Genomic DNA, 25,508 nt, shown 5'->3' on the forward strand with positions numbered 1-25,508 from the left:
GATGTTCTCCTCTTTTGTTTTTATCGGCGGGGCACAGGACAACGCCGCGCCAGTCTTCCTTGCAAACCAAACCGGATTACGATGCGGCCCAGACCGCCTGCGGCTTGGACCAGAGTTGTTCCGACCGGATCAGCGACACAAGCTCGTCCGCCTGAATCTGGAGGAAGCACTCGCCCTTTTCTGCTGATGCCGATCGCGGGTCTCCCATGGTGCCGGTGACCGGGGCTCGTTCCGGGAAGGCGTAGAAGCGGGAAATCCCGGATGGAACCGATATGGCGCCGTCATGCTTTTCCGCAGCTTCGGAGAACTTCTCCGTCTTCACCATATCCCCGGCGATGGCCAGCATCAGCGAGGATTCCCCTTCACAGGCATGGGTCGGGCCGGCATCCACCTCGAACACCGCGGCCAGCTTTTCCGGCGCGAGCATCCATGGTGTCGTGGCGACGATGGGCATGGCGTATTCCACCGCCAGCTCACGTACGGAAACGGCCAGCGGATCGATGTTGCCGCCATGGCCGTTGACGATGAGCAGCCTCTGGAAGCCGAGAACCTTGAGCGAGCGGACGATGCTCGTCAGCACGGCGCGATAGGCCGCATAGTCGAGGCTGATCGTGCCGCCGAAGGGAAAGTGATGTTCGCTCATGCCAAGCCAGAGGCCGGGCAGAACCGTTACCGGAATCTCGCCTGCAATCTGCTTTGCCGCCTGCAGCGACACCGCAACGGCACTGGCGGTATCGGTGATAACCGGAAGATGGGGACCATGCTGCTCAAGCGAGCCAACCGGCAGGATCACCAGCGCATCTGGACGCCCTGCCCGCTCCTTCAGTTCCGGGGCCGTCAAGCGGGCCCATTCTACTTCCCTTGTCATTGTTCCAATACTCCCGAAAATGCTCTGTCATCGCGGGTGACAGGCTGTGCGTGGCTAGAAGGTCAACTGCGAATTGAAGCCGAGAACGAACATGATGAACTTCGACACATCGACCATATCGTCTCCCTGATAGCGGATCGTATAGCCGTCGGTTCGCTCGACGAACTTCAGATAGGACAGGAATTCGGCGGGAAGCCGGTTACGGAAGGTAATCTCCAGAACGGGTTTCTCAATCACCAGCGGCTGCGTCGAACCAATCCGCGACAGGGCCGTCTTCACGCCCGCCCGCAGTTTTTCATGGGCTGCATTGGGGGTGAGCGAGCGCGCCGAACGGGTGCCATAGGCCCACTTGACGGGAACGGTCACGATGTCCCCGAGATGTTCGCTGATCTCCTGCATCGCCACATCGTCTCCGGACGCCAGGATGACCGGAACGCCGAAATCACCGGCGGTCGCGGCATTGATACCGGCCTCGGGGACAACCTTGCCGTTGATGCGGATTTCGTGAAATGCCGTTCCGCCGATGGTATGTGAGAGCACCCCGCCCATATGGCTGGCCCCTGCATGGTAACCGATCAGCATGGCTCCGGCGAATGTTCCGACCTCGATCCCCTGCATCATCATCAGCGGCCGCGGCCAGCTGCGGACGATCTGAACATAATCGGGCAAGCGCTCGATCTTGATGCTCTGGCCATTGCCGTGCGAGTCGCTCAGCACGATTTCCTCGACGCCGTTTTCGTGTGCCTCCTCGCAGGCGGCGACAACCGTGTCCGTCATCCAATCGCGGGCACGTTCATACTCGAATCCCTCAGGCGTCAGATGATCGCGGCTGACCACACCAACGATCCCCTCAATATCGGCAGAAATGTAAAGGCGCATGTTTTCCTCCCAGCTCCAGACCATATGGCTTAATACGAGATTGACTTTCCGACAAGAAACATAATTTATCTATAGGAAAATTAATTTTCAAAAGTTTCGGAGGATCACCGTGAAGCTGTTCATTGCAGGCCTGGATACGGAGACAAATACCTTTTCTCCCATACCAACGGGCTACGAGGCATTCCGTGAAAATCTCATTGCCCACGGTGATGCCACGTCCAGGCCATTGAACTGCTGCTCGTCGCAGATGCATGTCTGGTCGAATGCTGCGGCCGCACGCGGTTGGAGTGTGGTTGAAAGCCTCTGCGCGGTGGCCGAGCCGGGCGGCACCACCACCCGGACGACCTATGAAGCGTTTCGTGCGGAAATTCTTGCCGACCTTCGAGCGGCGATGCCCGTTGATGGCGTGCTGCTGGCACTGCACGGCGCCTGCGTTGCCGATGGCTATGACGATGTCGAAGGTGATCTTCTGTCCCACGTCCGCAAGATCGTGGGCCCGGATATACCGGTCGGTGCGGAATTGGACCTGCACTGCCACCTGACAAAGACCATGATCGACAGCGCCACCATGCTGGTCGCCTACAAGGAATATCCGCATACGGACATAGAAGAGCGCGCGGAACATCTTTTCCAGCTGCTGGTCAAGGTGCTCGAGGAGGGCTGCCGTCCGGTGATGGCCGATTTCGACTGTCGCATGATCGGCATGTTCCGCGTGCATCAGCAGCCGCTGCGCGGGCTGGTTGACCGGATGAAAGCGCTCGAGGGACAGGACGGCATCTTGTCTGTCTCCTTCTGCCACGGTTTCCCGTGGGGCGATGTCGCGGATGTCGGCGCAAAGATGCTGGTGGTGGCGGATCGCGACATCGGCAAGGCGCAGGCGCTGGCGACGGCGTTTGGCCAGGAAATATTCGCGCTGCGAAAGGAACTCAAACCGGAGCACAGCAGCATTGACGAAGCGCTCGACCAGGCACTGGAAGTGTCGCACGGCACGGTTGTGCTTGCCGACGTATCGGACAATGCGGGCGGCGGTGCCCCCGGAGATTCGACATTCGTGCTCAGGCGCGTCATCGAACGGGGCATCAAGGATGTTGCCAGCTGCCTCTATTGGGATCCCATCGCCGTCCGGCTTTGCCACGAAGCCGGGGAAGGCGCGGTGCTTCCCCTGCGGATCGGTGGCAAGATCGGCGAGGCATCGGGCCAGCCGCTTGACCTGACGGTGACCGTACGGCGTCTTGCCTCCGGCATCACCCAGCGTTTCGGCATTGTTCCGCTGTCCATCGGCGATGCCGCCTGGGTCAGTTGCGATGGTGTCGACATCATCCTCAACAGCCTGCGCACCCAGACGTTTCATCCGGAATGCATGACAGCGCTCGGGCTTGACCCCTCCACCCGGAAAATCGTCATCGTCAAATCAAGCAATCACTTCCGCGCCGGATTTGAGCCGATCGCCAGCAAAATTCTTTACATCGCCGCACCGGGCGCATTGCAGCCGCACTTTGAAGACCTGCCCTATACAAAACTGAAGAACAGCTATTGGCCTAGGGTGGAAAACCCCTTTGCCACCGCCATGGCGTAGAGCGCCTGGAAACGCCGCAGATCGAAGCGAACTGCGGCGTGTCCAAGCTATGCCGGAATGTGCAGGTGGCAGCGCGCCTGATGAGGGGACGCCTTTTCCGCGCCGGCCTTGCGTACAGTCAAAAGCGCTTGCGGCAATTCGCATCCCGGCACGGCGGACCCGCACCGTTCGCGATAGTAGCACCCTGCGGGCAGACGACGGTTGTTCGGAAGCTCACCGGTAAGGCTGGCATCCACGTCAAGAAGAGAGTTTTTCAAACTGGGAACGCTGGCGAGCAAGGTCCGGGTATAGGGGTGCGCTGGATCGTCAAACACCGCCTCCGCCGTCCCCGTTTCAACGATCTGGCCAAGATACATGACGGCAACCCGGTCGCAGAAGTGACGGACCAGCGACACGTCATGCGAGATGAACAGATAGGAAAGCCCAAGCTCGCGCTGCAGCTTCAAGAGCAGATTGATGATCTGGGCCTGCACCGACACGTCCAGTGCCGATGTCGGCTCGTCGAGGATCAGAAGCTCGGGGTCCGTGCTCAGAGCCCGGGCAATGGCGATGCGCTGGCGCTGCCCCCCGGAAAACTCGTGCGGCAGGCGGTCGAGCTGGTCGCTTCTCAACCCGACGGAAATGGCAAGTTCTTCCGCCCGCGCCCGCAAGGCAGCCGTCGGCATGCCTCCCCTGATATGCAGCGGTTCCGTGATCAGGCGCCAGACCGGCAACCGCGGATCAAGCGACGATTGCGGGTCCTGAAAGACGATCTGCATCTTCTGCCGGAGATCGCGCTTGAGCGTGCCGTTTGCACCGGCAAAATCATGCCCGTCCACCAGCACTCTGCCGCTCGTCAGCCCGACAAGGCCGATCACCGCCTGAACGAGCGTGCTCTTGCCGCAGCCGGATTCCCCGACGATGCCGAGGCTTTCGCCCGGCAGCACGCAGAGATCGACATTGTTGACGGCATGGACCTGCGAGGTCACCCGCCCGTACCAGTTTGTTGCTCCGGGAAACCGGACGGTGAGATTTTCAACGCTGAGGAGAGGTGCTGCTTTCACGACGGAACCTCGCTCGACGGCAGGGATGGATGGCCGGCCCGTTGCCAGCAGGAGACGGCCTGCCCGCCCGGCAGGGCGGTTTCATGCGGTTTCTCCATACATCTCGTATCAGCCTCCAGGCATCGCGGCCGGTAAAAACATCCGGGCGGCGGATCGAGGAGGTTGGGCACCGTGCCGGGAATGGACTCCAGCGGCTCCTTTGGCCGGACACGTTCGGGCAGGCAGCGCAGAAGCGCCCGGGTATAGGGATGCTGCGGCCGGTCGAGGACCACGCGGGTCGGCCCTGACTCCACGATGCGCCCGGCATACATGATGTAAAGCCGGTCGCAGATTTGCGATACCACGGCGATATTGTGGGATATGAACACCACCGATGTTCCGGTTCGCCTTGCCCGCCCCTGAATAAGCCGCAGGATCGCCGCCTGGACCGTAACGTCCAGAGCCGTTGTCGGCTCGTCGGCGATGATCAGGCCCGGATTGCAGGAGAACGCCATGGCGATGAGCACCCGCTGGCGCATGCCGCCCGACAGTTCAAAGGGATAGGCCTGCATGATGCGGGCGGGCTCGGGGATGAGCATATCGGCCAGAATGTTGACCGCCACCGCTTCGGCCGCTTTTCTGCCAAGCGCTTCGTGACGCCGAACGACGCTCACCAGCTGCTGGCCGATCCGGATCGTCGGGTTGAGCGCATTCATGGGTTCCTGGAAAATGGTCGAAACCAGTTTGCCGCGAACCTGCTGAAGCTCCTCTTCGTCCATCGCCATCGGATCGCGCCCGAAGAGACGAATGCTCCCTTGCGTGATCTTATACCGGCCTTCCGGCAACAGGCGTGTTGCCGCCATTGTGCTGACGGACTTGCCGCAGCCTGACTCGCCGACCAGGCCAACGATTTCAGCATTTCCCACCTTGATCGTCACGCCATCCAGCGCCTTGATGGCGCCGGCATAGGTCGGAAATTCGAGCGAAAGGTTTTCGATGCTCAACGCGTGCGGACGCTGTACGCTGTGTGCCGTCATTATCTCGTCCCCAATCGCGGATCCAGCATGTCGCGGATGCCGTCACCCAGAAGATTGCAGCCCATGGCCGTCACAAGAATTGCCAGCCCCGGAAACGTGCCGTACCACCACTGATCCAAGATGAAACTCCTGCCGCTGCTGACGAGCGCGCCCCATTCTGCCGTTGGCGGCTGTGCGCCAAGGCCAATGAAACTGAGCGCCGCGGCGATGAGGACAATACCGCCGAGATCGAGCGTTGCCTGCACGATCAGCGGCGAAAGTGCATTCGGCAGCATATGCCAGCGCAGGATGTAGAGATTGGAGGCTCCGAACGTTCGGGATGCCTTGACGAAAACCCGCTCGCGCAGCGAGAGCGTCTGGCCGCGCGCCAGCCTGACATAGGCTGGTATGCGCACGATCGCCACCGCCAGCATCGAATTGAAAAGGCTTGGGCCGAGGGCGGCCGCCAATGCCATGGCAAGCACCAGTGCGGGCAAGGCCAGGACGACGTCCATGATGCGCATCATGGCGCTGTCGAAAATTCCGCCGGCAATTCCCGACAGGCAACCCAGAAACACGCCGATGCTCATGGAAATGAGCACGATCATGAAGGCAGCACCGCAGGACGCGCGCGAGCCGTAGACAACCCGCGAAAACAGGTCCCTGCCGACTTCATCCGTGCCGAACCAATGGGCTGCGCTCGGCGGCATCAGCCGCGCCGACAGCATGACCTTGTTGGGGTCATACGGCGCGATGAAGGGAGCGCCGACGATCATGATGACGAGCAGCGTAATGATCAGCAATCCGACCAGTGTCAGCGGGCTGCGCCGCGTCAGATACCAGAGAAAATGCAGTCGCGAGCGCTTCGACACGCGGCCTGCAGCGGTTTGATCTTCGGGATTGACAGCAACCATTATCCCACCTCCCGGATTTGCGGATCAGCAAGCATGTAAGCCAGGTCGATCACCAGATTGATGAGGACGTAGCCGATGGAGGCAACCACGGTGAATCCCATGATGGCCGGGAAATCCAGGGTCTGGATCGACGTCACCACGTAGGTGCCCATGCCCGGCCAGGCGAAGATGGTTTCGGTGAGCACGGCCCCGTAGAGCAGATCGCCCAAGGCAAGACCGAGCAGCGTGATCGAGGGTATCAACGCATTGCGCAAGGCATGGTTGAAAATGACGACCCTGCGCCGCAGGCCGCTTGCCCGGGCGGTGCGGATATAGTCTTCCTGCAGCACGTCCAGCATCGACGCGCGGATCTGCCGCGTAATGACACCGAGATTGGCGAAGGCCAGCACGAAGGTCGGCAGAATGAGATGCCGCACGGCACTGAGAAACGCATCAAACCGGCCCTCAAGCAAGGTATCGATCAGGAAGAAGCCGGTGACACGCTGCGGTACGGCAAAGGCCATGGCGAGCCTGCCGCTTCCCGGCAGAATCTGCAATTTGGCATAGAACAGGAGGATAACCACCATGCCGAACCAGAAGACCGGCATCGAAATACCGCACACCGAGATTGTGCGGGCAATCTGGTCGATCGGGCCATCCTTGTAGATCGCCGAGAAAACCCCGAGCGGCACGCCGATCAGGACCGCCAGCACAAGCGAGAGAATGCCAAGCTCCAGTGTAGCCGGCAGAAAGGTCGCGATGTCGGCGGCCACCGGCCGCCGCGTTCGCAGCGACGTTCCAAGATCGCCGTGCAGCAGGCTGCGCACATAGATGACGAACTGATCGGTGACCGGCCGGTCGAGCCCCAGATCGCGCCGCACATTTTCCAGCGTTTCCGCACTCGCCCGGTCTCCGGCGATCAGGCGTGCGGGATCGCCGGGTATCAGATGCGAAATGGCGAAGGTAATGATGGCAACGCCGAAGACGACGAAGAACAACAGGATGAGGCGCGGAACGATAATTCGAGTGATTGTCATGAACATCAATCCTCATTTCGTGCAGGTTATGCTGAGTCACATCATGGACATGCGCGCATCCCTTCCGTCCTGTTCGGACGGAACCCGAGAATCCTCCTGTCCCTCGCGTTGCGTGAACGCCAAGGACAGGAGTTTCAACTGACAAAATGTCAGGCCGGGTGGTCACGCCAGCGCCCGGCTATTCCTTCTTGGACATTGTCGCGAAGTTGTAGACCTGGATCAGCATCGGGTTATAGACATAACCCTGGACTACGGCCCTCCGCGCGAAAATATCATTCTTCTGAATGAGATAGAGATAAGGCGCATCCTGCGTAGAAAGCGTCTGGGCTTCCAGATAGAGCTTTTCGCGCTTGGCCTGATCAACCGTGCTGGCCGCCTCCTGCACGAGGCTTGTTACCTTGGCATTATCATAGAATGCGCGATTGCCCGGCCCGCCCATTTTCGCCGGGTCGAACCAATAGTTCATGAACATGTAGGGATCGGCAAAATCCGGTGTCCAGGCACCCGGGGCAAGATCGTAATTGCCCTTGGCCGCCATTTCGCGCTTTGTCGTATCAGCCACCGCCTGCAGATCCAGCTTGATGCCGATTTCGGCAAGACTGGCCTGCAGGGCAAGGCCGACCGGTTCCCACGAAGTATCGGCCTGGGAGAACGTATAGGTCAGATGAACATTGGACTGGCCCGCTTCCTTCATCAGCGCCTGGGCTTTTTCAATGTTGTAGCTGTACTGGAAACCTGCGGGATCATGACCCCACATTCCATCGGGCACGGCTCCGCGCATTTGCACGGCCTGCCCCTGCATGATGCCATCCACGATGCCCTTATAGTCAACGGCATAGGAAATCGCCTGGCGGACGCGGACGTCATCCAGCGGTGGACGCTTGTTGTTGAGGTAGACGTAGCTGACATAGAGGCTCGGATTGCTCTCGACAACAATCGAGGGATCCTTCTTCAGGGCTTCCGCCTGATCGACGGGCACCTGCTCGATGATATCCGCGTCACCATTGACGAGTTGAAGGCGGCGGGCGGAAACTTCTCCCATGACCCGGATGACGACCTGCTTCAGGGCAGGTGCCGGCCCGGAAAAATGCGGATTGCGGTCAAGCACGATGCTCTGATTGCGCTCCCAGCTTGAAATCCTGTAAGCGCCGCTCCCCGCAGAGTGCTCGACGAGCCAGGCCTTGGCCATGTCGCCGTTGACTTCGTGCTCCATCACCTTCGGATTGACAATCGCCGCACCCGAAACCGCAAGGGTCGACAGGAACGGAGCGAAAGGCGACGACAACACGAATTTCACCGTCATCGGATCGACGACCTGCACTTCCTTCAGCACGGGAAATGAATCGGACGGTCCGGCCTTGAGCTTCATCAGGCGATCGAAACTGAATTTGACCGCCGCCGCATCAACGGCTGTGCCATCATCGAATTTATGACCGGCGGCGAGCTTGATCGTCCACACCAGATTGGCGTCATCGACGGACCAGCTCTCGGCAAGTTCGGGAACAACCTCGGTGGTCGCTCCTTTATACGCAACCAGATGTTCGTAGGCTGCGTAGATCAGCGTATAGCCGCTGTTGCTGATTTCCACGCCCGGGTCCGCAGTCGGCGGATCCTCGGCGCGCGCAAGAACCAGGACGTCGGCGGCGGCCATGGCGCTGCTGCTGACCGACGTGGCAAGCAACAGGGCAAGCCCAATTTTTTTCCAATGTGAGAAAACCATTTTAGACCCTCTGAGGTTCGGCGGACTCGAACGGCGCCTTGTTTCCGGCAATTTATCCGCACAATCAGAATAGGTAATGATTTTCCTAAGCGCAACTTATTTTCTTATCGTACTAGTCTTGCGCTGGTTCTTGGATTTCTTTTTCAAATTTGAAACCTCGCCATCGGCGCCGATCAGTGAGTTGATCAGCTCCTTTTCAGAGGTCGAGCAAACACAGAGAATCCGCGCCGGGGTCTCGCTGACGGAGAGATAGGCGTGCCCCATGGAAGCATCGAAATAGACTGAATCGCCGGCTTTCAACGTCGCTGGCTCATAGTGTTCCGTATGCAGTTCCAACGCGCCTTCAACGACATAGGTATATTCCTGACCGTCATGGCGGACGAATTCACCAAATTCCTCCATTGTCCTGGCATGCAGAACGGCAAGGATCGGCACCATGGATTTCTTGGATATTTCCGTGCAAAGGTAGAGATAGTCATAGTTGCCTGTCTGGATCAGCCGCCCTTCCCCTTGCCGGCTTATGGCGCGGCGGCCCAAAAGATTGGGGGCGGAATCCACAGGTCTTGTGCCGAAAAGCTCAACAATATCGACGCCCAGCCCCGCTGCGAGTTGAACCAGACGATCATAGGTCAAGGACATCTGATTGTTCTCGACCTTGGAAAGCGTCGACACCGCAAGCCCGGTCATTTCGCTCACTTCCAACAAAGTCCAATGCTTGCGAACGCGAATGTCCCGAAGAAAGTCACCCAAGCCAGTTTTCTGATCGGTCATTGTAATTCTATCATCCTACAATTTATCGCGATTTACGCTACTACAGCCCGCCTACCGACGCGATAAGGAAAATTTACTTGATCATTAGGAAAATTAAGTTTCTTATGCGCTAAATTCGGGAGCGATACATGTTCGATTTCATTATCATTGGCGGTGGCATTGCCGGCGCTTCGGCAGCCTACGAACTGGCCGCCAAGTCATCCGTGCTTCTTGTCGAGCGCGAGTCCCATTGTGGATATCACACCACGGGACGATCCGCAGCGCTCTTTTCCGAAACCTACGGCAATGCCGCCATCCGCGCGCTCACCCGGGCAAGCCGCAGCATGTATGAAGTGCCGCCGGAGGGTTTTGCCCAGAATGAACTGCTCAGCCCCCGCTCCGTCCTTTATATCGCCCGGGACGATCAGCGCGATGGTATCGCGGCCATGTCCGATATCCTCGGCTCCAGCGGAAAAACCTCTCCGGTCATGACACCCGCCGATATATGCAGGCGCGTATCGATCATCCGTCCCGCCTATGTCGCCTGCGGGCTGCTGGACGAGAGCTCCCGGGATATCGACGTCCACGCCCTGCATCAGGGATATTTGAAAGGTGCGCGCGCCCGTGGCGCCAGCATCGCAACGTCGGCGGACGTGCTTGCGCTGAAACGGACCTCGACAGGCTGGGACGTTGCGACGTCGAATGGTGCGTTCCACGGCACAACGGTCATCAATGCTGCGGGCGCCTGGGCCGATGAGGTGGCGGCGGCGGCCGGGGCGGCCCGGATCGGCCTGACGCCGCTGCGCCGAACGGCGATGATTTTGGACGCGCCGGACGGGGTGGATGTCTCCTCCTGGCCGCTCGTTCTCGACGTTGACGAGGAATTCTACTTCAAACCGGAAGCGGGCAAGCTGCTGGCGTCCCCGGCCGACGAAACACCGAGCGAGCCCTGCGACGCACAAGCCGACGAGATGGATGTGGCCATCGCCGTCGACCGCATCCAGCAGGCGGCCGATCTGCCGGTCCGTTCCATATCGCGGCGATGGGCTGGCCTGCGGACCTTTGCCGCCGACAGAAGCCCGGTCGTTGGCTACGATCCCACGCTCGCCAACTTTTTCTGGCTTGCCGGCCAAGGCGGTTATGGCATACAGACCGCTCCGGCGCTGGCAAAGGTGGCGGCGGCGCTTGCCTGTCACGAGGCCGTGCCGGACACCATCCTTGAAGCCGGTTTCGACGCGGGGTCCGTTTCCCCCGCGCGAAAGGAACTCCAATCACTTCAACGGCTGCAAGCCTGATATCTCGCGGCATCAAAGGGACCGGCTGATGACTTTCAACGTGGATTCGCTGGCATCGCTGATGCTGGACGACAGCTTCAAGAGTTTTCCATTCGGAAAGCGCATGCCGCTCAGCGATGTCGGCAAACAGCATTGGAACGTGCTTGCCGGCGATGTCCCGCTTCCTGCGGCGGTGATCCGTGCCGATGCGCTGGCGCATAATTCACGCTGGATGCAGCGGTTTGTCTCCGATCGCGGCGCGCTGATCGCGCCCCATGTCAAGACGACCATGTGCCCGCAGATCATGGCCCGCCAGATTGCGGATGGAGCCTGGGGATTGACGGTTGCCACGGTTCACCAGATGCGCGTTTGCCGCCAGTTCGGTGCGCAGAGGATCATCCTCGCCAACCAGGCCGTGGGTGCAGCCGAGCTCAATGCCATTGCCGAAATGCTGAATGCGCCGGACCTCGACTTCATGATGATCGTCGACAGCGTCGAAGGCGTCACCGCCGTCGCCGAAGCCGCACGGCGCAACAGTCTTGCCCGTCCGGTCAAATTGCTTGTCGAACGCGGATACAGCGGCGGGCGCACCGGTTGCCGAACCAACGACATCGCCACCGAACTTGCACATCACATCCGCGCCACGCCGCACGTCTGCCTGGCTGGCATTGAAGCTTTCGAGGGCTTGATCAAGGCAAAATCCGGCGCGCAGGAACAGGCCGTGACCGCCTTTGTCGCCGACATCGCCACCCTTGCGCAATCGTTCCGGGAATTGGACCTGTTCGGAACAGAGGATCCCATCGTCACCGCCGGCGGCTCATCCTATTATCACATTGTCATCGAACAGCTGGCGAAGGCGGGAATGCGCGTGGTCACGCGCAGCGGTTGTTACGTGACCCACGATTCCGTCCTGTATCACAATCACCACAACCAGCTGAAATCCGTCATCGGAGAAGAGGATGGATTGAGGCGGGCGCTGGAAATCTGGGCCTATGTGCAATCCATCCCCGAACCCGGGCTTGCCCTGCTCACGGCGGGCCGCCGCGATTGCGGCACCGACGCCGGATTACCGATACCGCTGCTCATGGCAACTGCGGAGACCGGCGTTCGGGACCTTCCCGAGGGATGTCAAGTCGTCGATATCAACGACCAGCATTGTTTCATGCGCTTTGATCCCAGCTTGAAACTCGCCTATGGCGACCGTATCGGCCTGGGGATTTCGCATCCATGCACGACGTTCGACAAATGGGACATTATGTATCTTGTCGATGAGGATTATAACGTCCAGGACGTGTTCAAGACCTTTTTCTAGCGGTCATTGACCTTCCGAGATCAAGCCGCCGTGCTGGAAAAACGCATCGTGAAGCAGGCGCCCTTGAGGGGGCCATTGCCGATCTCGATGGCTCCGTTGTGAAGCTGCATGATTTCCTTGACCAGGTTCAGGCCCAGGCCCGTTCCGGAACTCTGCGGCTGCAGGCGGTTGAAAGGTTCGAAAACCTCTTCGCGCTTCTCCCGCGAAATTCCTGCGCCTTCATCCGCCACGACAATGGCTTTCGTTTGCAGCACCTTGACCAGGATGGTGCCTGACCCGCCGCCATGATCGATCGCGTTCTGAACCAGATTGGTGAGAGCCCGCTCGATCGACATCGGATCGCCATCCACGATCACTTCGTCGGCGTCGGGCTCGAACGACATTTCGTAACCCGCTGCAAAAGCCAATGGCGCCAGATCAAGCACCACGCGTCCGGCAACACCCACCAGATCGACCGGCGCGAAAGCCACGGGTGCATGATTGAGCCGCTGCAGGTCGAGGAGTTGCCCGCTCAGGATGGCCAGTCTTGATATGTCCTGCAGGAGCTGGGTCTTCTCGGCACTTGCGGGCAATGCCGCAACGCGCGTGTTGAGGATCGCAATGGGCGTTCGAAGTTCATGCGCCGCCTGGGCCAGAAAGCGTTCATGCAAGGCATACCCCTTGTCAAGCCTGCTCAAGGCATCATTGACCGCATTGACGAGCGGACCGAGCTCCTCGGGAACTTCTGCCGTCGACAAGCGCATGCCGCGTTTGTCGTAGGCGATTTGAGCGGCTTCGTCGGCAGCCCTTTTGACCCCCTTCAATGCAAACCGCACGACCAGCGGGGTTATGGCGAGGCTGGCCACGGCCATTGCCAGGAAGAGAGGGATAATGACCGCCATCATCCCGCCGGAGACGCCGGCGATCATGCGCTTGAATGACATGCGTCCCTGCGTTCCCGTGAATATCTGCACGTTGCCGGCGGCGGTATCCTGCCATTTGACGACGGCGTCTGGCCGTTTTGGACGCCCCGGTTCATCGGCCAGACGCGCATCCGCCAGATGATCGAGCATGGCGCCTGTCGGTGCGAAGGCAGGAGGAATCTTTCCCTGCGACAGTTCATTTCCCGATTTGTCGCGGATGATGAACCAGAGATCGGCGACATCCCCGCGCAATTGCACCATATCGGGCGTATCCAGCAGAACCAGTTGACCCGCTTCATTCCGGGACAGGGCATCTTTCAGGACATCGAGATTACCACCTTCATAATCCTCGATCAGATAGCCGGAACTCCACAGGCCGCCGACAATGGCGACCAGCAGCGACAGGATGATCGCGGCTTCGAAAAGCAGCAGGCGACTGACGAGCCGCCATTTCAGCGACCGCGAACTCCACAATTTCATGCGGTCTCCCGCAGGAGATAGCCAAGACCGCGGACACCGTTGATGGTAACGCCTGCACCGGCATCGGTGAGTTTGCGGCGGACCCGCGAAATATGGGTGTCGAGCGCATTCGAATCGATTTCGTCATTCATGCCGAAGACTGCTTCCATCAGCGTGGCGCGCTGCACCATGCGCCCCATGCGCCGCATCAAGGCTTCAAGCACAAGCACCTCCCGCCTTGGCATGTCGATGCGTTCGCCCTTCACCCAGGCCTCGCGGTGCCCGAAATCAAACGCGAGCTGGCCGATCTTCGCCACCTCCGGCACGAGGCTCGACGGCCGGCGCAGCAAGGCGCGGACCCGTGCCAGAAGCTCTTCATAGGCAAACGGCTTGCCAAGGTAGTCATCGGCACCACTCTGCAACCCGGCAACACGGTCGTTCAGATCGCCTCGCGCCGTCAGGACCAGAACCGGGATGTTCTGCCCGTTTGCACGCAAGCGCGGCACCAGCGACAGTCCGTCGCCATCCGGTAATTGACGGTCGAGAACGAGAACGTCGTGCACATTATCTCTCAGCATGAATTCCGCGGCAGCGATGGTGGAGACACTATCGACAATCATATTCTGACGGGTCAGGACGTTGCACAGGGCGGCAACCATCTCCTTCTCGTCCTCAACCAGCAACACCCGCATTCCAGTCCCCCATAAGCCTGTCCGCCAACAAGATGACACAAGATAGCGTGCGTACATTGAGGCTGGCTTGCATCGGAAATCGCTTTTTCCGGCGCAACGCCAAATGTGTTCACAAGCCCGGACATGACACGCTGCCTCAATGTAGAAGCTGCAACCGTTTCCCCGTCAACGACAATTCAAGCGAGGAAACAATGAAATCAATTCGACGTCACCGGTCATCGTACCGTCTGGCATGCCGCAACACCCTTTGCGCAAAAGGATCACGTCATGCCGATTGCTGATCTTCTCCCCTTTTTTCGCTCCTGGATACGCAATCCGCTGCGCACCGCCGCCATACTCCCGTCGGGAAACAGGATCTCCGCCCTGATGACCAAAGAAATCGATGCGGATATGGGTCCAGTGCTTGAGCTGGGCCCGGGGACAGGGCCGTTCACCCGTTCGCTGCTCCAAAGAGGCATACCGGAGGCAAGGCTGACGCTGGTGGAGTACAGCACGGAATTCGCCCGGTTTCTGGGAAAAAGGTTTCCGCATGCGCGTATTCTGCGCATGGATGCCGCCCGGATCGGCGATTTCAACCTGTTCGAGCCCGGCACGGTCGGTGCGGTTGTCAGCGGGTTGGGTGTTCTGACGATGCCGCCGCGACAGGTGAAGGGAATTCTCAGCGGCGCTTTCCGCTATCTTCGCCCGGATGGCGCATTTTACCAGATCACCTATGGTCCGCGCTGTCCTGTCCCGCAATACATTCTGGATCATCTGCAGCTGGAGGAAAGCTTTGTCGGCAAGACGATGCGCAATATCCCCCCGGCATCGGTTTACCGGATCAAACGCCGCGCCGCAGCCGTGGAACTGGACAGCGCCAATGGATGAGCTCGGCGCTGTTTCATGGCTTCTGGGCTACGGATTCATCGGCCTCACAGGTCTGGCTGTGGTGGAAAAATTCATTCCGCTGTTTCCGTCCTATGTCCTGCTCATGCTGCTGGGCATGACGGTCGCGGATCCGCAGAACCTGATTGCCACGATTGCAGCAACCACGTTGGGATCGACCATCGGTGCCTGCTGCTGGTTCGGTATCGGCCGGACATTGGGGGGTGAACGCGTGGCCCGCAAGGTCAGCCAGTATGGCAGGTTCGTGTTTCTGTCCCCCCAACTCTATGACCGCCTGACCAATGCCTACCGGCGCAATCATTTCTGGGTCACCGTGACGGGGCAAACCATCCCGACAGCGCGTGTTTATCTCGCGCTTCCCGCCGGGATATTGGGATTGGATTTCAAGATTTTTGGCGTCGCAACATTGCTTGGGAGCATGCTTTGGAACGCGCCTTTCCTCTGTCTGGGATATGTCCTGCGAACGTCTGATTATGACCCGTTTCAAGCCGCGTTCTGGGCAGCCGTTGGTCTTGTCGGGGTGGAGATGTCAATCCTTGCCATCGTTACAATCTGCAAACGCCGCATGTCCGGCAGCCCTTCCCGGCAGAGGCTTCCAGTGAAGCAGGAATAGCGATCCACTGGAAGCCTTCCAGGTCTGCGGGTGCGGAATGGGGCGCTAGGCGGCCTGGCTGGCGGCCTTGCGGTTTCCGCTGCGGAACATCACGGTCATGTAGACGACGATGGCGATGATGCACCCCAGGAAGATCAGGCTCGTGATGATCGTTCCGAAACCCAGGCCGCCATATTCCATGGGCTGCGAGAGAAAATCACCGAACGATGCGCCGAGCGGGCGGGTGAAGATATAGGCGAGCCAAAACGCCACCACCGCATTGAGGTGAAAAACGAAGTAGCCAACGGCAACGAGTGCAATGATTGCCCCGAATATCAGCCCGGTCGCAGCGAACCCCAAGCCGAATTTTTCCGCGACCAGATCGCCAGCCGCAGTCCCCAGAGCGAATGTAAACAGGATCGCAAGCCAATAGAACGCTTCCCGCCGCGTTGTGAAAATCGAATGGATCGAGAGCGTCTTTTCATAGGCATACCAGACCGCAAACGTGGCGATCAGCGCCAGCGTGAAGACAATCGTGGTCACCTCCAGCGGAACATGGAAATTATCGACGAGATTGTCCGTAACGAGCGTGCCGACAATGCTGATGAGAACCACGGCCGTCCAATAGACCCAGGGAACATATTGACGCTGACGGAACTGAAGGGCCAGCGCCAGGATCAGGACTGTGCTCATGATCAGGGAAGTGGCGGACAGGCCAAGACCCAGATTCACCGCCAGATAGTCGGCCGCGGTTTCTCCCATGGTTACAGCCATCAGTTTGATCAGCCAAAAATCGACTTTGACCTCGGGAACGCGGTTGAGCGCCCCATAGGTTTCTTGCCTGGTGACATCCATTGTCAAGGTTCCTTCCGGTCGGTGAAAATCGGTTTATTTGCCTAGCAATTTCAAAGCTTGAGCAAAGAATTCGTCAGCGCGCTTGTCGTCGTCCGCATTGCATCGTTCGACGCCCTTGGCTTCAAGCTGGTCCACCCGCGCCTTGTCGGCTTCGTTCAGCTTCGCCGTGGCCTTGGCAGCACGGACATCCTTCAACATGTCTTCGCAAGGCGCGGGCCCGGCGGCAAAGCTTTGCGAGGTGACAAGATTGGTCGAGAGCACAAGCAGGCACAAAGGGAGGGCATATTTCTTCATCGTGGATACTCCATTGAATGATCGGTGGGGAAAAGGGCTGGCAAACCGAACGCAACACATGCCGGTTCGCTACCCGCGATTGGGTTTGTAAGTGGCGGTGCGGCGGTTCCCTCAGGAGGGAACGGTCAGGAACGAGAGCAGCAGGGCCGCCAACAGCACGGCCCCTATAAACAGGGTGGGGTATTTCGCGAGATATCGATCCATTGGGTCTCTCCAGCATGGTTTGGTCGTTGCCGGAGAGTTTGAACGGCCATTCTTACGGGCACTTCGCCCCGCCCTTACCATTTCGTAAGCGCAGGCATGCGCCGGTTTCTTACCAAACTGTAAGGTGCCGGAAAGGTGGCCGTGACGAGAAACCTGTACGCCCCATGGTAAAGGACACGAATCCACATCAAGGCATCATGTGCATTTGGTTTATGATACAGTCGATCAACACGGACGAATTCGGGACGGAACATGCGCATACTGATCATCGAGGATGACCGGCAGACTTCGGACTACATTGCCAAAGGTTTTACCGAAGCCGGACACATCGCCGAGGTGATTTCAGATGGCAGAAGCGCGCTTTCCCATGCAGCCGGCACGGAATACGATATTCTCATTGTCGACAGGATGCTTCCGGGTCTTGATGGCCTCTCCATCGTCAAGGCGCTGCGCGTGGCTGGCGTGAAGACGCCGGTCCTGTTTCTCACATCGGTCGGCGGACTCGATGACCGGGTCGAGGGATTGGAGGCGGGCGGCGACGATTATCTGGTCAAGCCGTTCGCCTTTTCGGAACTGTCCGCCCGCGTCAACGCACTGCACCGGCGACCGCCTTTTCAAAGCGAGAGCAACACCGTCGCGGTCGCGGATCTGGAAGTTGATCTCATGCGCCGAACCGTAAAGCGCGGCGGCACCATCATCGATTTGCAACCGCGGGAATTCAGACTGCTGGAAGTCCTCATCCGCAATGAAGGCCGGGTCTTGACCCGCACAATGCTGCTCGAGCGCGTCTGGGATTTCCACTTTGACCCGAAGACCAGCGTTGTCGAGACGCATATCAGCCGTCTCAGGGCAAAGATCGACAAGCCGTTTTCGTTTCCTCTGCTGCACACCATCCGAAACACCGGCTACAGCCTGCATGCGCCGCATTGACCTTCTCAAAAGCACGCCGTTCCGGCTGGCCATCATCTTTGCCACGCTCTTCATCATGTCGTTTGTCGTGGCGGGCTTCATCACGTTTCAACTGCTCAAACGGGAACTTGCCGACCATCTGGACCAGACCATCCAGGATACCTATGCGATACTGACCGCCTCCTATGGAGAGGGCGATGCCTCCGAACTGTCCGAGACGGTCACCAGCCACGTCCTGTCGTCTTCGGGCCTCGGCCGTGTCTTCCTGTTGTCGTCGAAGAACGGGCAACGCCTGGCAGGCAACATAGAGAAGGCGGATGTGCCTTCCGGCTGGTCGACGGTTGAGGGGATGCGGCTGGGCTTGGCCAATGACGAGCCCTATCGCGTCTATTCCGGCCAGGTGGACAAGCAACCGCTGATCGTCGGAATGAGTTTCAGGGAAAACGAAGAATTTCTGCGGATTGTTTTCATCAGTTTTGCCTGGGCCAGCGTCATGGTTTTGATCCTTGCCGCGGCGGGCGGTGTTTTTCTGGCATCGCGCGTGCAGAAACGCCTGGAAACGGTTGCGTCGACCATGCGCAAGGTCGGCTCCGGCAAGCTCGACGTGCGCATTCCGCTGGTCGGGAACGGCGACGATATCGACCGCCTTTCGGAGCAGGTCAACCAGGCCCTTGACCGGGTAAGTTCGCTGGTGGAAGGCATGCGCCAGGTCAGCACCGACATCGCCCACGATCTCAAGACACCCCTCAACAGACTGTCCCTGACCATCAGCCAGGCCATCGACAGGGCGGGCCGGGGGTCGTCGATTGTCGCCGATCTCAAGCGGGCGCAGGACGAAAGCCATCGCATCAACGCGACATTTGATGCCCTCCTGCGCATCGCGCAGATCGAGGCCGGATCGCGGCGGTCACGGTTTTCCGAGATCGATCTGCGGGAATGCCTTGAAACGATCATGGAGGTTTACGCCGATGTTGCCGATGATCGAAAACAGCAGTTGCGGCTATCGCTCGAACCGAATGTTGCATTTACGATGACGGGCGACCGTGAACTGCTTATTCAGCTCTTCGCCAATCTGGTTGAGAATTCGATACGCCACAGCCCGGAGGGGGCGCAAATCTGGATCAACGCAACCCGTTCGAACGCCGCGATCAATGTCGACGTTGCCGATAATGGCCCGGGAATCCCTGTTGAAGAACGCGACAAGGTCTTCCAACGGCTTTACCGTCTCGATAAAAGCCGGACGACACCCGGCACGGGGCTGGGTTTGAGTCTGGTCAAGGCTATTCTCGACCTCCACCAGGCGAGTATTGCGTTGCAAGACAATGCTCCGGGGCTGCGGGTAAAATTGTCGTTCCCGGTTGTTCCGCCTTACAACCGCCCTGATCTGGCTGCGACTACGGCCCGCGCAAAGCAATCATTCATGTCAAACCCATCTGCGGAGAACAACAGCCAATGAAGCAGCACACGCATTCGGCTCGTCGCGGCAGTTGGCGAAAACTTCTCAAAGGCAGCGGCGCGGTGCTGCTTGTCGCGGTGCTGGGCGTCGGCGGCTATTACGGCACCATGCGGTGGCAGGGCAATTTCCACACAACAATCCCCGGCGAACTTTACAGGTCGGCCCAGCCGACACCGTCGCAGATCGCGTTCTACAAGAAGACCTATGGCATCAAGACCATCATCAATCTGCGCGGTGAAAATACCGGCACGGGCTGGTATGACAAGGAAGTGCTCGCCGCCAGGGATCTTGGGGTCAAGCATGTCGACTTCCGCATGTCGTCGCGGGAAATCCTCTCGCAGGATGACGCCGCAGCTTTGCTCGCCGTGATGAAGCAGGCCGAAAAGCCGGTGCTGATCCATTGCGAAGGCGGGGCCGACCGCACCGGGTTGGCCGCGGCCCTTTACATCGCGGCAATCTCGCACGGTGGCGAAGAACACGCGGAATCGCAGTTTTCTCCGCTGTTCGGTCATTTCTCGGTTTGGGGCAACCCTGCCTATGCGATGGACATCACGTTCGAAAAACTCGAACCTTGGCTTGGCTTCCCCGATTCGTAACCCTCTCATCTCTAGGCGCGCAAAATGGACATTCTCAATTCGGTCATCCTGGGAATTATTGAAGGCATCACGGAGTTCCTCCCGATTTCCAGCACCGGCCATCTTCTGATCGCCGAGCATTGGCTGGGGCAAAGGTCGGACCTTTTCAATATCGTCATTCAGGCCGGTGCCATACTGGCGGTGACCATCGTGTACTGGCGGCGGATATGGTCCCTCGCATTCGGGCTCCATCTGCCGGAAAACCGCGCCTATGTCGGCAAGCTGCTTCTGGCATTTCTGATAACCGCCGCTTTGGGGCTTATCGCAAAGAAGCTGGGCTTCAAACTGCCGGAGACCCTGCAGCCGGTCGCGTGGGCGCTGATCATCGGTGGCCTGTGGATGCTGGTGGCCGAATGGCTTGCGGCAAAACAGCCGGACCGGACCGAAGTGACGTGGCTGGTTGCCATTCTCGTCGGTATCGCACAGATCGTGGCCGGCATATTCCCCGGCACCTCCCGGTCGGCCGCCACCATTTTCATTGCCATGCTGGCCGGAACCAGCAACCGCGCAGCGGCAACCGAGTTTGCATTTCTCGTGGGCATCCCGACGATGTATGCAGCCAGCGCTTATGAATTGTACGGCCAGTGGAAAACCGGTGGCGGCAATGAGGACTGGGGCGCCCTGGGCATAGCGTTCGTCGTGTCGACCATCACCGCATTCGTCGCGGTCAAATGGCTGCTCAACTACATACGTTCAAACCGCTTCACGGCTTTCGCGATCTACCGCATTCTCTTCGGGCTTGTCCTGCTCGGTGTCTCAGTGCTTGCCTGATCTGCCGCCTTTGTGGAGACGATGCATAAGCCTGACATCGTCTCCGGCCAGCTCCGAACGCAACAGATTGAGAAGTTCAAGCTTTTCAATCACCGCCTTCGGCTGAAAGGTCGCAAGGCCGACGATGATCGCCTCGATGAATGCCAGCGTCGCCGTGTGCATGCTGAAGGCATCGGTCTTTCCGCGCGGGATCGTGAGCGTCATATCAACTCTTGCACCCAGCTGGCTCTCCAGCGTATCCGTCACCAGTATTTTTCTGGCGCTCACGCGGTCCGCATGATCGACAAGCACGTCGAGTTCCGAATAGACCCGCCCATAGGCCATGATGAAAAGCAAATCGCCCTTCTCCATCGGCAGGAGCTGATCCGCCAGCAGAAGACCGGTCGCCGTCACTGCCCGCGCCCGCAAGCCAAACCGCGTCAGCTGGGTCGCGAAGTAAACGGCAAGCGCACTCGTGGGGCCGATGCCGAAAATGACGATCTCGCGCGCGCCCGCCAGCTTTGTTACCAGCGCAACGTAATCATCCACCGGCACATTCTCGCTGATCGCTTCGATAGCCTGGATGTGAGCCCTTTGCGTGTCTTCAAACGCCTTCTTCAGATCTCCCCCGGTTTCCCTGATGGTCTGGGTGATCCGCTCCGCCGGGTTGTCCTGCGTCTTGAGATCATCGGCAATGGCGCGGCGCAGGGCATCAAGCCCGTCGAAACCGAGAGCCTTGGCGGTGCGAATAACGGTCGCGTCACTGGTACCAAGAGTCCTGGCAAGTTCCATCGCGGACATAACCAGCACCTGATGCCTGTTTGCGGCGAAATAGGTTGCGACCCGCCGCTCCGTCTGGCTCAGCGGAAGAGAGCCGTCATGAACCGGCAGAAAGATGGAACGTGCTCCGGACAACCTGTTCTCCATTGACATCTGTCGTATTTACTACATTATCACGTGCAATGTAGTAAATACAACCAAGCGACTCATCATCATGGACAGTATCTCGTGGAGCATAGCGGGACCAGCAATCGGCGCGGCCTTCCTGGCCTCCGTTGTCGAGGTCGTTGAGGCGTTCACCATCGTTTTGGCGGTCGGTGTCCTCAGGGGCTGGCGGCCCGCCATCGCCGGCACCCTTGCGGGCCTGGCGGTCCTTGCAATCATCGTCGCCGGTCTGGGACCGCTGCTCGATCAGGTTCCGCTGCATGGCCTGCAACTGGTCATCGGCGTTCTGCTCCTGCTGTTCGGCATGGGCTGGCTGCGCAAGGCCATCCTCCGGTCGGCAGGCATTGTTCCCCTACACGACGAGCTTGCCGCATTTCAGGCGGAAAAAGCCAATCTCGACAAGGAGGCACAGACGCATGGCACCTCGCTCGATTGGATCGCCGGTATAACGGCATTCAAGGCCATTCTCCTCGAGGGGCTTGAAGTCGTGTTCATCGTGATCGCCGTCGGCTCCGGTCGCGGCCTCGTCGGCCCGGCTGCGCTTGGGGCACTGGCCGCGTGCGTGCTCGTGTTGCTGGTGGGCGCTGTTGTCCACAAGCCCCTGTCGCGCGTTCCGGAAAACACCATGAAGTTCGGCGTCGGGGTCATGCTGTCCTCCTTCGGCGTGTTCTGGACCGGAGAAGGTCTGGGCATCGCCTGGCCGGGACAGGACCTGACATTGCTGCTTTTCGCCGCCCTCTTCCTTCTGACGGGAATCGCGATGTCCTATATCCTAAGCGCAAAGCGGCAGGAGATTTCCCGATGAATATTCTGAAGGAAGTGTTTGCGGAACTCTACAAGATGTTCCTCGGCGATGCCAAGCTGACGGCGGCCACCTGTGCCGTGGTGGCGGTGACGGCGGCCAGCATCAGATGGGTGCCTGCCGTGAATACGGCCATCATCGGATATCTGTTTCTGGCGGGATGCCTGGCGACGCTGATTATCGTCACGACCGCAGCCGCGGTCCGTTCACGCCGGCCATAACCGGACACGCCTGCGGGTGTCCGGCCACTATTTCATTCGCCTTTGCTTCAGCGCTGCCTGGGATGCAGCGTCAGTTTCATGTGGCGGTTGACATCCTTGTAAAGCAGGTAGCGGAAAGGCTGCGGGCCACCGGCATAGCAGGCCTGCGGGCAGAATGCGCGCAGCCACATGAAGTCGCCGGCTTCGACCTCGACCCAATCCTGATTGAGACGATAGACGGCCTTGCCTTCCAGCACATAGAGGCCATGTTCCATGACGTGCGTCTCGGCAAACGGGATAACGGCGCCCGGCAGCAGCGTGACAATGGTCACGTGCATGTCGTGCCGCACATCGGCCGGATCGACGAAACGCGTGGTTGCCCATCTGCCATCCGTGTCCGGCATGACCGATGGCGCAATCTCGTTTTCATTGAGCACAAGCGGCGTGGGCAGGTCGATGCCGTCGACGGCCTCGTAGGATTTGCGTATCCAGTGAAAACGCACGAACGTATCTGTTGTATTCACAACGGACCAATCGGTGGCAGGCGGGATAAACGCATATCCACCCGGCTGCATGGTGTGGGTCTTGCCGGCAAGTGTCAGCTGCAGCGCGCCCTCGACGATGAACAGCACCCCTTCCGCGTCCGGGTCCAGCTCCGGGCGCGCGCTGCCGCCGCCGGGTGCGACTTCCATGATGTATTGCGAGAAGGTTTCCGCAAAGCCGGACAATGGTCGTGCCAGAACCCAGCAACGGGTCTTGTCCCAAAACGGCAGAACACTGGTGACGATATCCTGCATCACCCCCTTCGGCAGGACGGCATAGGCCTCGGTGAATACGGCACGGCCCGTCAGCAGCTGGCTTTGCGAGGGATGTCCGCCTTGGGGTGCATAATAGGTGTTTCGGGACATGGGAGACTCCTCAGCTTGTCCAATAATGTTTGAGCGCCAGATGCGCAATTCCGTGGGCCAGTGTTACCCGCTCCTATGAACCATCTTGCAAATGAAGCAAACTCCCAATCCCTAGCAGAATCCCATTGAAATCACATGGGTTGTTCAGCGCCGCTCACGCGGCGATTCCGCCCATAGTAAATCAACCGGATGCGCAGCATTTTCAAAATGATATTGAAGATGTTTTGACGATTTCGTCTACGACATTTTGTCCAAGCGGTCGCTGGCGCCATTCACGGCTTCCTGCAACTGCCTCGCAAGCCCGCGTGTACAGGCACGGACCGGCAGCCCCTTCTGCCCATTGCCTTCAAGGGGAAACGGATCGGCATACCCGCCGGCTTCTTCCACAAGCAGCAAACCGGCGAGCACATCCCAGGCAAAAAGATGCGCCTCGACATAGCCGTCAATGCGCCCTGCGGCGACCTGAGCCAGGCCGCGCGCCGCTGAACCGAATTGAACGCACTCGCACCCCGCATCAAGCAGACGCGCCATCAAGGCCAGATATTCGCTTGACGATGTCCTTCTGGAATAGCCCGCTTCAACCGCCGCCCGCCCCATCGTCGCGGTTGTGCTCACCCGCATGCGCTCGCCATTGCAGAACGCCCCATGCCCACGGCGCGCCACAAACAATTCCTCAGCCACGGGATCAAACACCACGCCGATCCGCGTATCGCCATTGAGGCTGAAAGCAATTGAGATGGCAAAGCCGGCGATGCCACGGGCAAAATTCCCCGTGCCGTCGATGGGATCGACAACCCACACCTGCGCGCTGATGTCTCCTCCGGACTCCTCGGTCAAAATGCCGTCATCCGGAAATCGGCTTTGGATCGCATTGCGGATGAGAGCATCGATTGCGTGATCCGCTGCGGTGACCAGGTCCTGCGGCCCCTTCTCGATGATGCCGAGACCGTCAGACCTGCGGAAGTGGCGCATGGCAACCGCACCCGCCTGCTGCGCCACTGAAACCGCGAAATCGTAACGCGCGGAAAGCGCGGCATCGCTCATGGAAACATTCATGGTTTTGCTATGCCTGTCCGTGATTTCATGCGCCAGGCCGTGGCAGACGGCAGGCCGCCCAATGCTGCGGCAATACGGTCGGCATGTTCGATGAGTGATCGCGCCATCGCCGGTACGGCGGCATCCGGCAGCAGCTGTTTCAAAGTCGTCACGCTGATCGCCCCCACGGCAGCTCCATCATGTCCGAAGACACCGGCGGCGACGCAGACCACGCCTTCGTGATCTTCCTCGTCATCAATCGCATAATGCTGCTCGGTCACGAGATCGAGCGCAGCGCTCAATGCCGGTATCGAGCTGAGCGTCTTGGCGGTCCGCGCGGGGTATCCGACACGCTCCAGAATGGTCACCGCATCGTCGCGCGCCATGGCCGCAAGAAAGATTTTGCCGACTGCCGAACAATGCGGCCGTTCGCGCCGGCCAAGCGCCGCTTCGAAACGAATGGCATCGGGGGCATCGGCCCTGCCGATCACCACAGCCGCATCCTCGTCCCAGATGGCAACGCGCGAGGTGATGCCTATCGACTGCGTCAACTGGCGCAGAACCGGCATTGCAACGTCGGCGATCCCCGTTCCGCTGATGGCGAGATCCCCAAGGCGCACCAGGGCAAGGCCGAGCAG

General features: G+C 59.4%; 27 protein-coding genes. 11 read left to right on the forward strand and 16 right to left on the reverse strand.

Annotated elements, in window-relative coordinates:
* Positions 1–76: 76 nt before the first annotated feature.
* Positions 77–868, reverse strand: a complete 792-nt coding sequence (locus RDL77_RS19485; RefSeq protein WP_288194365.1) for a creatininase family protein — start codon at positions 866–868, stop codon at positions 77–79.
* A gap of 54 nt (positions 869–922) precedes the next feature.
* A complete protein-coding gene (locus RDL77_RS19490; protein ID WP_288194366.1) occupies positions 923–1,747 on the reverse strand; it encodes a M55 family metallopeptidase in 825 nt (274 codons plus the stop codon).
* Between the two features lie 109 nt (positions 1,748–1,856).
* Between RDL77_RS19490 and RDL77_RS19495 the strand changes: the two genes are divergently transcribed.
* The gene (locus tag RDL77_RS19495; RefSeq protein ID WP_288194367.1) at positions 1,857–3,323 is read left to right on the forward strand and encodes a M81 family metallopeptidase; all 1,467 of its coding nucleotides are present in this window, start codon (positions 1,857–1,859) and stop codon (positions 3,321–3,323) included.
* Positions 3,324–3,370: 47 nt separating this feature from the next.
* Here RDL77_RS19495 and RDL77_RS19500 read toward each other — a convergent pair whose 3' ends face one another.
* The 6 genes from RDL77_RS19500 to RDL77_RS19525 form a co-directional block, all read right to left on the reverse strand.
* Positions 3,371–4,366 carry an ABC transporter ATP-binding protein gene (locus RDL77_RS19500; RefSeq protein WP_223615836.1) on the reverse strand — a complete coding sequence of 332 codons (996 nt, stop codon included), beginning with the start codon at positions 4,364–4,366 and terminating at the stop codon, positions 3,371–3,373.
* A complete protein-coding gene (locus RDL77_RS19505; RefSeq protein WP_288194368.1) occupies positions 4,363–5,382 on the reverse strand; it encodes an ABC transporter ATP-binding protein in 1,020 nt (339 codons plus the stop codon). Before RDL77_RS19505 ends, RDL77_RS19500 begins: the two co-directional genes overlap by 4 nt.
* Positions 5,382–6,275, reverse strand: a complete 894-nt coding sequence (gene ddpC / locus RDL77_RS19510; RefSeq protein WP_288194369.1) for a D,D-dipeptide ABC transporter permease — start codon at positions 6,273–6,275, stop codon at positions 5,382–5,384. Before ddpC ends, RDL77_RS19505 begins: the two co-directional genes overlap by 1 nt.
* A complete protein-coding gene (locus tag RDL77_RS19515) occupies positions 6,275–7,291 on the reverse strand; it encodes an ABC transporter permease (RefSeq protein ID WP_223615839.1) in 1,017 nt (338 codons plus the stop codon). The genes ddpC and RDL77_RS19515 overlap by 1 nt, the downstream gene beginning before the upstream one ends.
* Before the next feature lie 178 nt (positions 7,292–7,469).
* Positions 7,470–9,011: an ABC transporter substrate-binding protein gene (locus RDL77_RS19520; RefSeq protein ID WP_288194371.1), complete on the reverse strand. Its 1,542-nt coding sequence runs from the start codon at positions 9,009–9,011 to the stop codon at positions 7,470–7,472.
* A gap of 96 nt (positions 9,012–9,107) precedes the next feature.
* Positions 9,108–9,782, reverse strand: a complete 675-nt coding sequence (locus RDL77_RS19525) for a helix-turn-helix domain-containing protein (protein WP_223615841.1) — start codon at positions 9,780–9,782, stop codon at positions 9,108–9,110.
* A 128-nt stretch (positions 9,783–9,910) separates the two neighbouring features.
* Between RDL77_RS19525 and RDL77_RS19530 the strand changes: the two genes are divergently transcribed.
* Positions 9,911–11,056, forward strand: coding sequence for an FAD-binding oxidoreductase (locus RDL77_RS19530; RefSeq protein WP_288194372.1), 1,146 nt, complete (start codon positions 9,911–9,913; stop codon positions 11,054–11,056).
* 28 nt (positions 11,057–11,084) lie between these two features.
* Positions 11,085–12,347 carry an amino acid deaminase gene (locus tag RDL77_RS19535; RefSeq protein WP_288194373.1) on the forward strand — a complete coding sequence of 421 codons (1,263 nt, stop codon included), beginning with the start codon at positions 11,085–11,087 and terminating at the stop codon, positions 12,345–12,347.
* Positions 12,348–12,367: 20 nt separating this feature from the next.
* Here the strand turns inward: RDL77_RS19535 and RDL77_RS19540 are convergent, their stop codons facing one another.
* On the reverse strand, positions 12,368–13,729 hold the full coding sequence (locus tag RDL77_RS19540) for a HAMP domain-containing sensor histidine kinase (RefSeq protein WP_223615844.1): 1,362 nt from the start codon (positions 13,727–13,729) through the stop codon (positions 12,368–12,370).
* The gene (locus tag RDL77_RS19545; RefSeq protein WP_223615845.1) at positions 13,726–14,400 is read right to left on the reverse strand and encodes a response regulator transcription factor; all 675 of its coding nucleotides are present in this window, start codon (positions 14,398–14,400) and stop codon (positions 13,726–13,728) included. Before RDL77_RS19545 ends, RDL77_RS19540 begins: the two co-directional genes overlap by 4 nt.
* 267 nt (positions 14,401–14,667) lie before the next feature.
* Here RDL77_RS19545 and RDL77_RS19550 point away from each other — a divergent pair, with 267 nt between their 5' ends.
* Positions 14,668–15,267: a class I SAM-dependent methyltransferase gene (locus tag RDL77_RS19550; protein WP_223615846.1), complete on the forward strand. Its 600-nt coding sequence runs from the start codon at positions 14,668–14,670 to the stop codon at positions 15,265–15,267.
* The gene (locus RDL77_RS19555) at positions 15,260–15,898 is read left to right on the forward strand and encodes a DedA family protein (protein ID WP_223615847.1); all 639 of its coding nucleotides are present in this window, start codon (positions 15,260–15,262) and stop codon (positions 15,896–15,898) included. Before RDL77_RS19550 ends, RDL77_RS19555 begins: the two co-directional genes overlap by 8 nt.
* A gap of 45 nt (positions 15,899–15,943) precedes the next feature.
* On the opposite strand, the gene RDL77_RS19560 is transcribed toward RDL77_RS19555, so the two are convergent.
* A complete protein-coding gene (locus RDL77_RS19560; RefSeq protein ID WP_288194375.1) occupies positions 15,944–16,732 on the reverse strand; it encodes a hypothetical protein in 789 nt (262 codons plus the stop codon).
* Positions 16,733–16,765: 33 nt separating this feature from the next.
* The gene (locus RDL77_RS19565; RefSeq protein ID WP_288194376.1) at positions 16,766–17,026 is read right to left on the reverse strand and encodes a hypothetical protein; all 261 of its coding nucleotides are present in this window, start codon (positions 17,024–17,026) and stop codon (positions 16,766–16,768) included.
* Between the two features lie 456 nt (positions 17,027–17,482).
* Between RDL77_RS19565 and RDL77_RS19570 the strand changes: the two genes are divergently transcribed.
* The 4 genes from RDL77_RS19570 to RDL77_RS19585 are packed head-to-tail and all read left to right on the forward strand — an operon-like array spanning position 17,483 to position 21,001.
* The gene (locus RDL77_RS19570) at positions 17,483–18,160 is read left to right on the forward strand and encodes a winged helix-turn-helix domain-containing protein (protein ID WP_223615850.1); all 678 of its coding nucleotides are present in this window, start codon (positions 17,483–17,485) and stop codon (positions 18,158–18,160) included.
* Positions 18,147–19,595 (forward strand): HAMP domain-containing sensor histidine kinase, encoded by a 1,449-nt coding sequence (locus RDL77_RS19575; protein WP_288194378.1) that lies wholly within the window; start codon positions 18,147–18,149, stop codon positions 19,593–19,595. Before RDL77_RS19570 ends, RDL77_RS19575 begins: the two co-directional genes overlap by 14 nt.
* Complete coding sequence (locus tag RDL77_RS19580) at positions 19,592–20,191, forward strand: tyrosine-protein phosphatase (protein WP_223615852.1); 600 nt, start codon at positions 19,592–19,594, stop codon at positions 20,189–20,191. The genes RDL77_RS19575 and RDL77_RS19580 overlap by 4 nt, the downstream gene beginning before the upstream one ends.
* A 24-nt stretch (positions 20,192–20,215) precedes the next feature.
* On the forward strand, positions 20,216–21,001 hold the full coding sequence (locus tag RDL77_RS19585; RefSeq protein WP_223615853.1) for an undecaprenyl-diphosphate phosphatase: 786 nt from the start codon (positions 20,216–20,218) through the stop codon (positions 20,999–21,001).
* Here the strand turns inward: RDL77_RS19585 and RDL77_RS19590 are convergent.
* Positions 20,987–21,895 carry a MurR/RpiR family transcriptional regulator gene (locus RDL77_RS19590; protein ID WP_288194380.1) on the reverse strand — a complete coding sequence of 303 codons (909 nt, stop codon included), beginning with the start codon at positions 21,893–21,895 and terminating at the stop codon, positions 20,987–20,989. The genes RDL77_RS19585 and RDL77_RS19590 overlap by 15 nt on opposite strands.
* A gap of 79 nt (positions 21,896–21,974) precedes the next feature.
* Between RDL77_RS19590 and RDL77_RS19595 the strand changes: the two genes are divergently transcribed.
* Positions 21,975–22,730, forward strand: coding sequence for a COG4280 domain-containing protein (locus RDL77_RS19595; RefSeq protein ID WP_288194381.1), 756 nt, complete (start codon positions 21,975–21,977; stop codon positions 22,728–22,730).
* A complete protein-coding gene (locus RDL77_RS19600) occupies positions 22,727–22,948 on the forward strand; it encodes a hypothetical protein (RefSeq protein ID WP_288194382.1) in 222 nt (73 codons plus the stop codon). Before RDL77_RS19595 ends, RDL77_RS19600 begins: the two co-directional genes overlap by 4 nt.
* A 47-nt stretch (positions 22,949–22,995) precedes the next feature.
* Here RDL77_RS19600 and RDL77_RS19605 read toward each other — a convergent pair whose 3' ends face one another.
* From RDL77_RS19605 to RDL77_RS19615, 3 genes are all read right to left on the reverse strand, one after another.
* Positions 22,996–23,835 (reverse strand): bifunctional allantoicase/(S)-ureidoglycine aminohydrolase, encoded by an 840-nt coding sequence (locus tag RDL77_RS19605; RefSeq protein ID WP_288194383.1) that lies wholly within the window; start codon positions 23,833–23,835, stop codon positions 22,996–22,998.
* A 237-nt stretch (positions 23,836–24,072) separates the two neighbouring features.
* On the reverse strand, positions 24,073–24,879 hold the full coding sequence (locus RDL77_RS19610) for an inositol monophosphatase family protein (protein ID WP_288194384.1): 807 nt from the start codon (positions 24,877–24,879) through the stop codon (positions 24,073–24,075).
* A gap of 8 nt (positions 24,880–24,887) precedes the next feature.
* The coding region (locus RDL77_RS19615; protein ID WP_288194385.1) for an IclR family transcriptional regulator at positions 24,888–25,508 on the reverse strand (621 nt) is incomplete at its 5' end.

Origin of the sequence: uncultured Phyllobacterium sp., assembly GCF_902479695.1 — a bacterium.
Lineage (GTDB): Bacteria > Pseudomonadota > Alphaproteobacteria > Rhizobiales > Rhizobiaceae > Phyllobacterium > Phyllobacterium calauticae.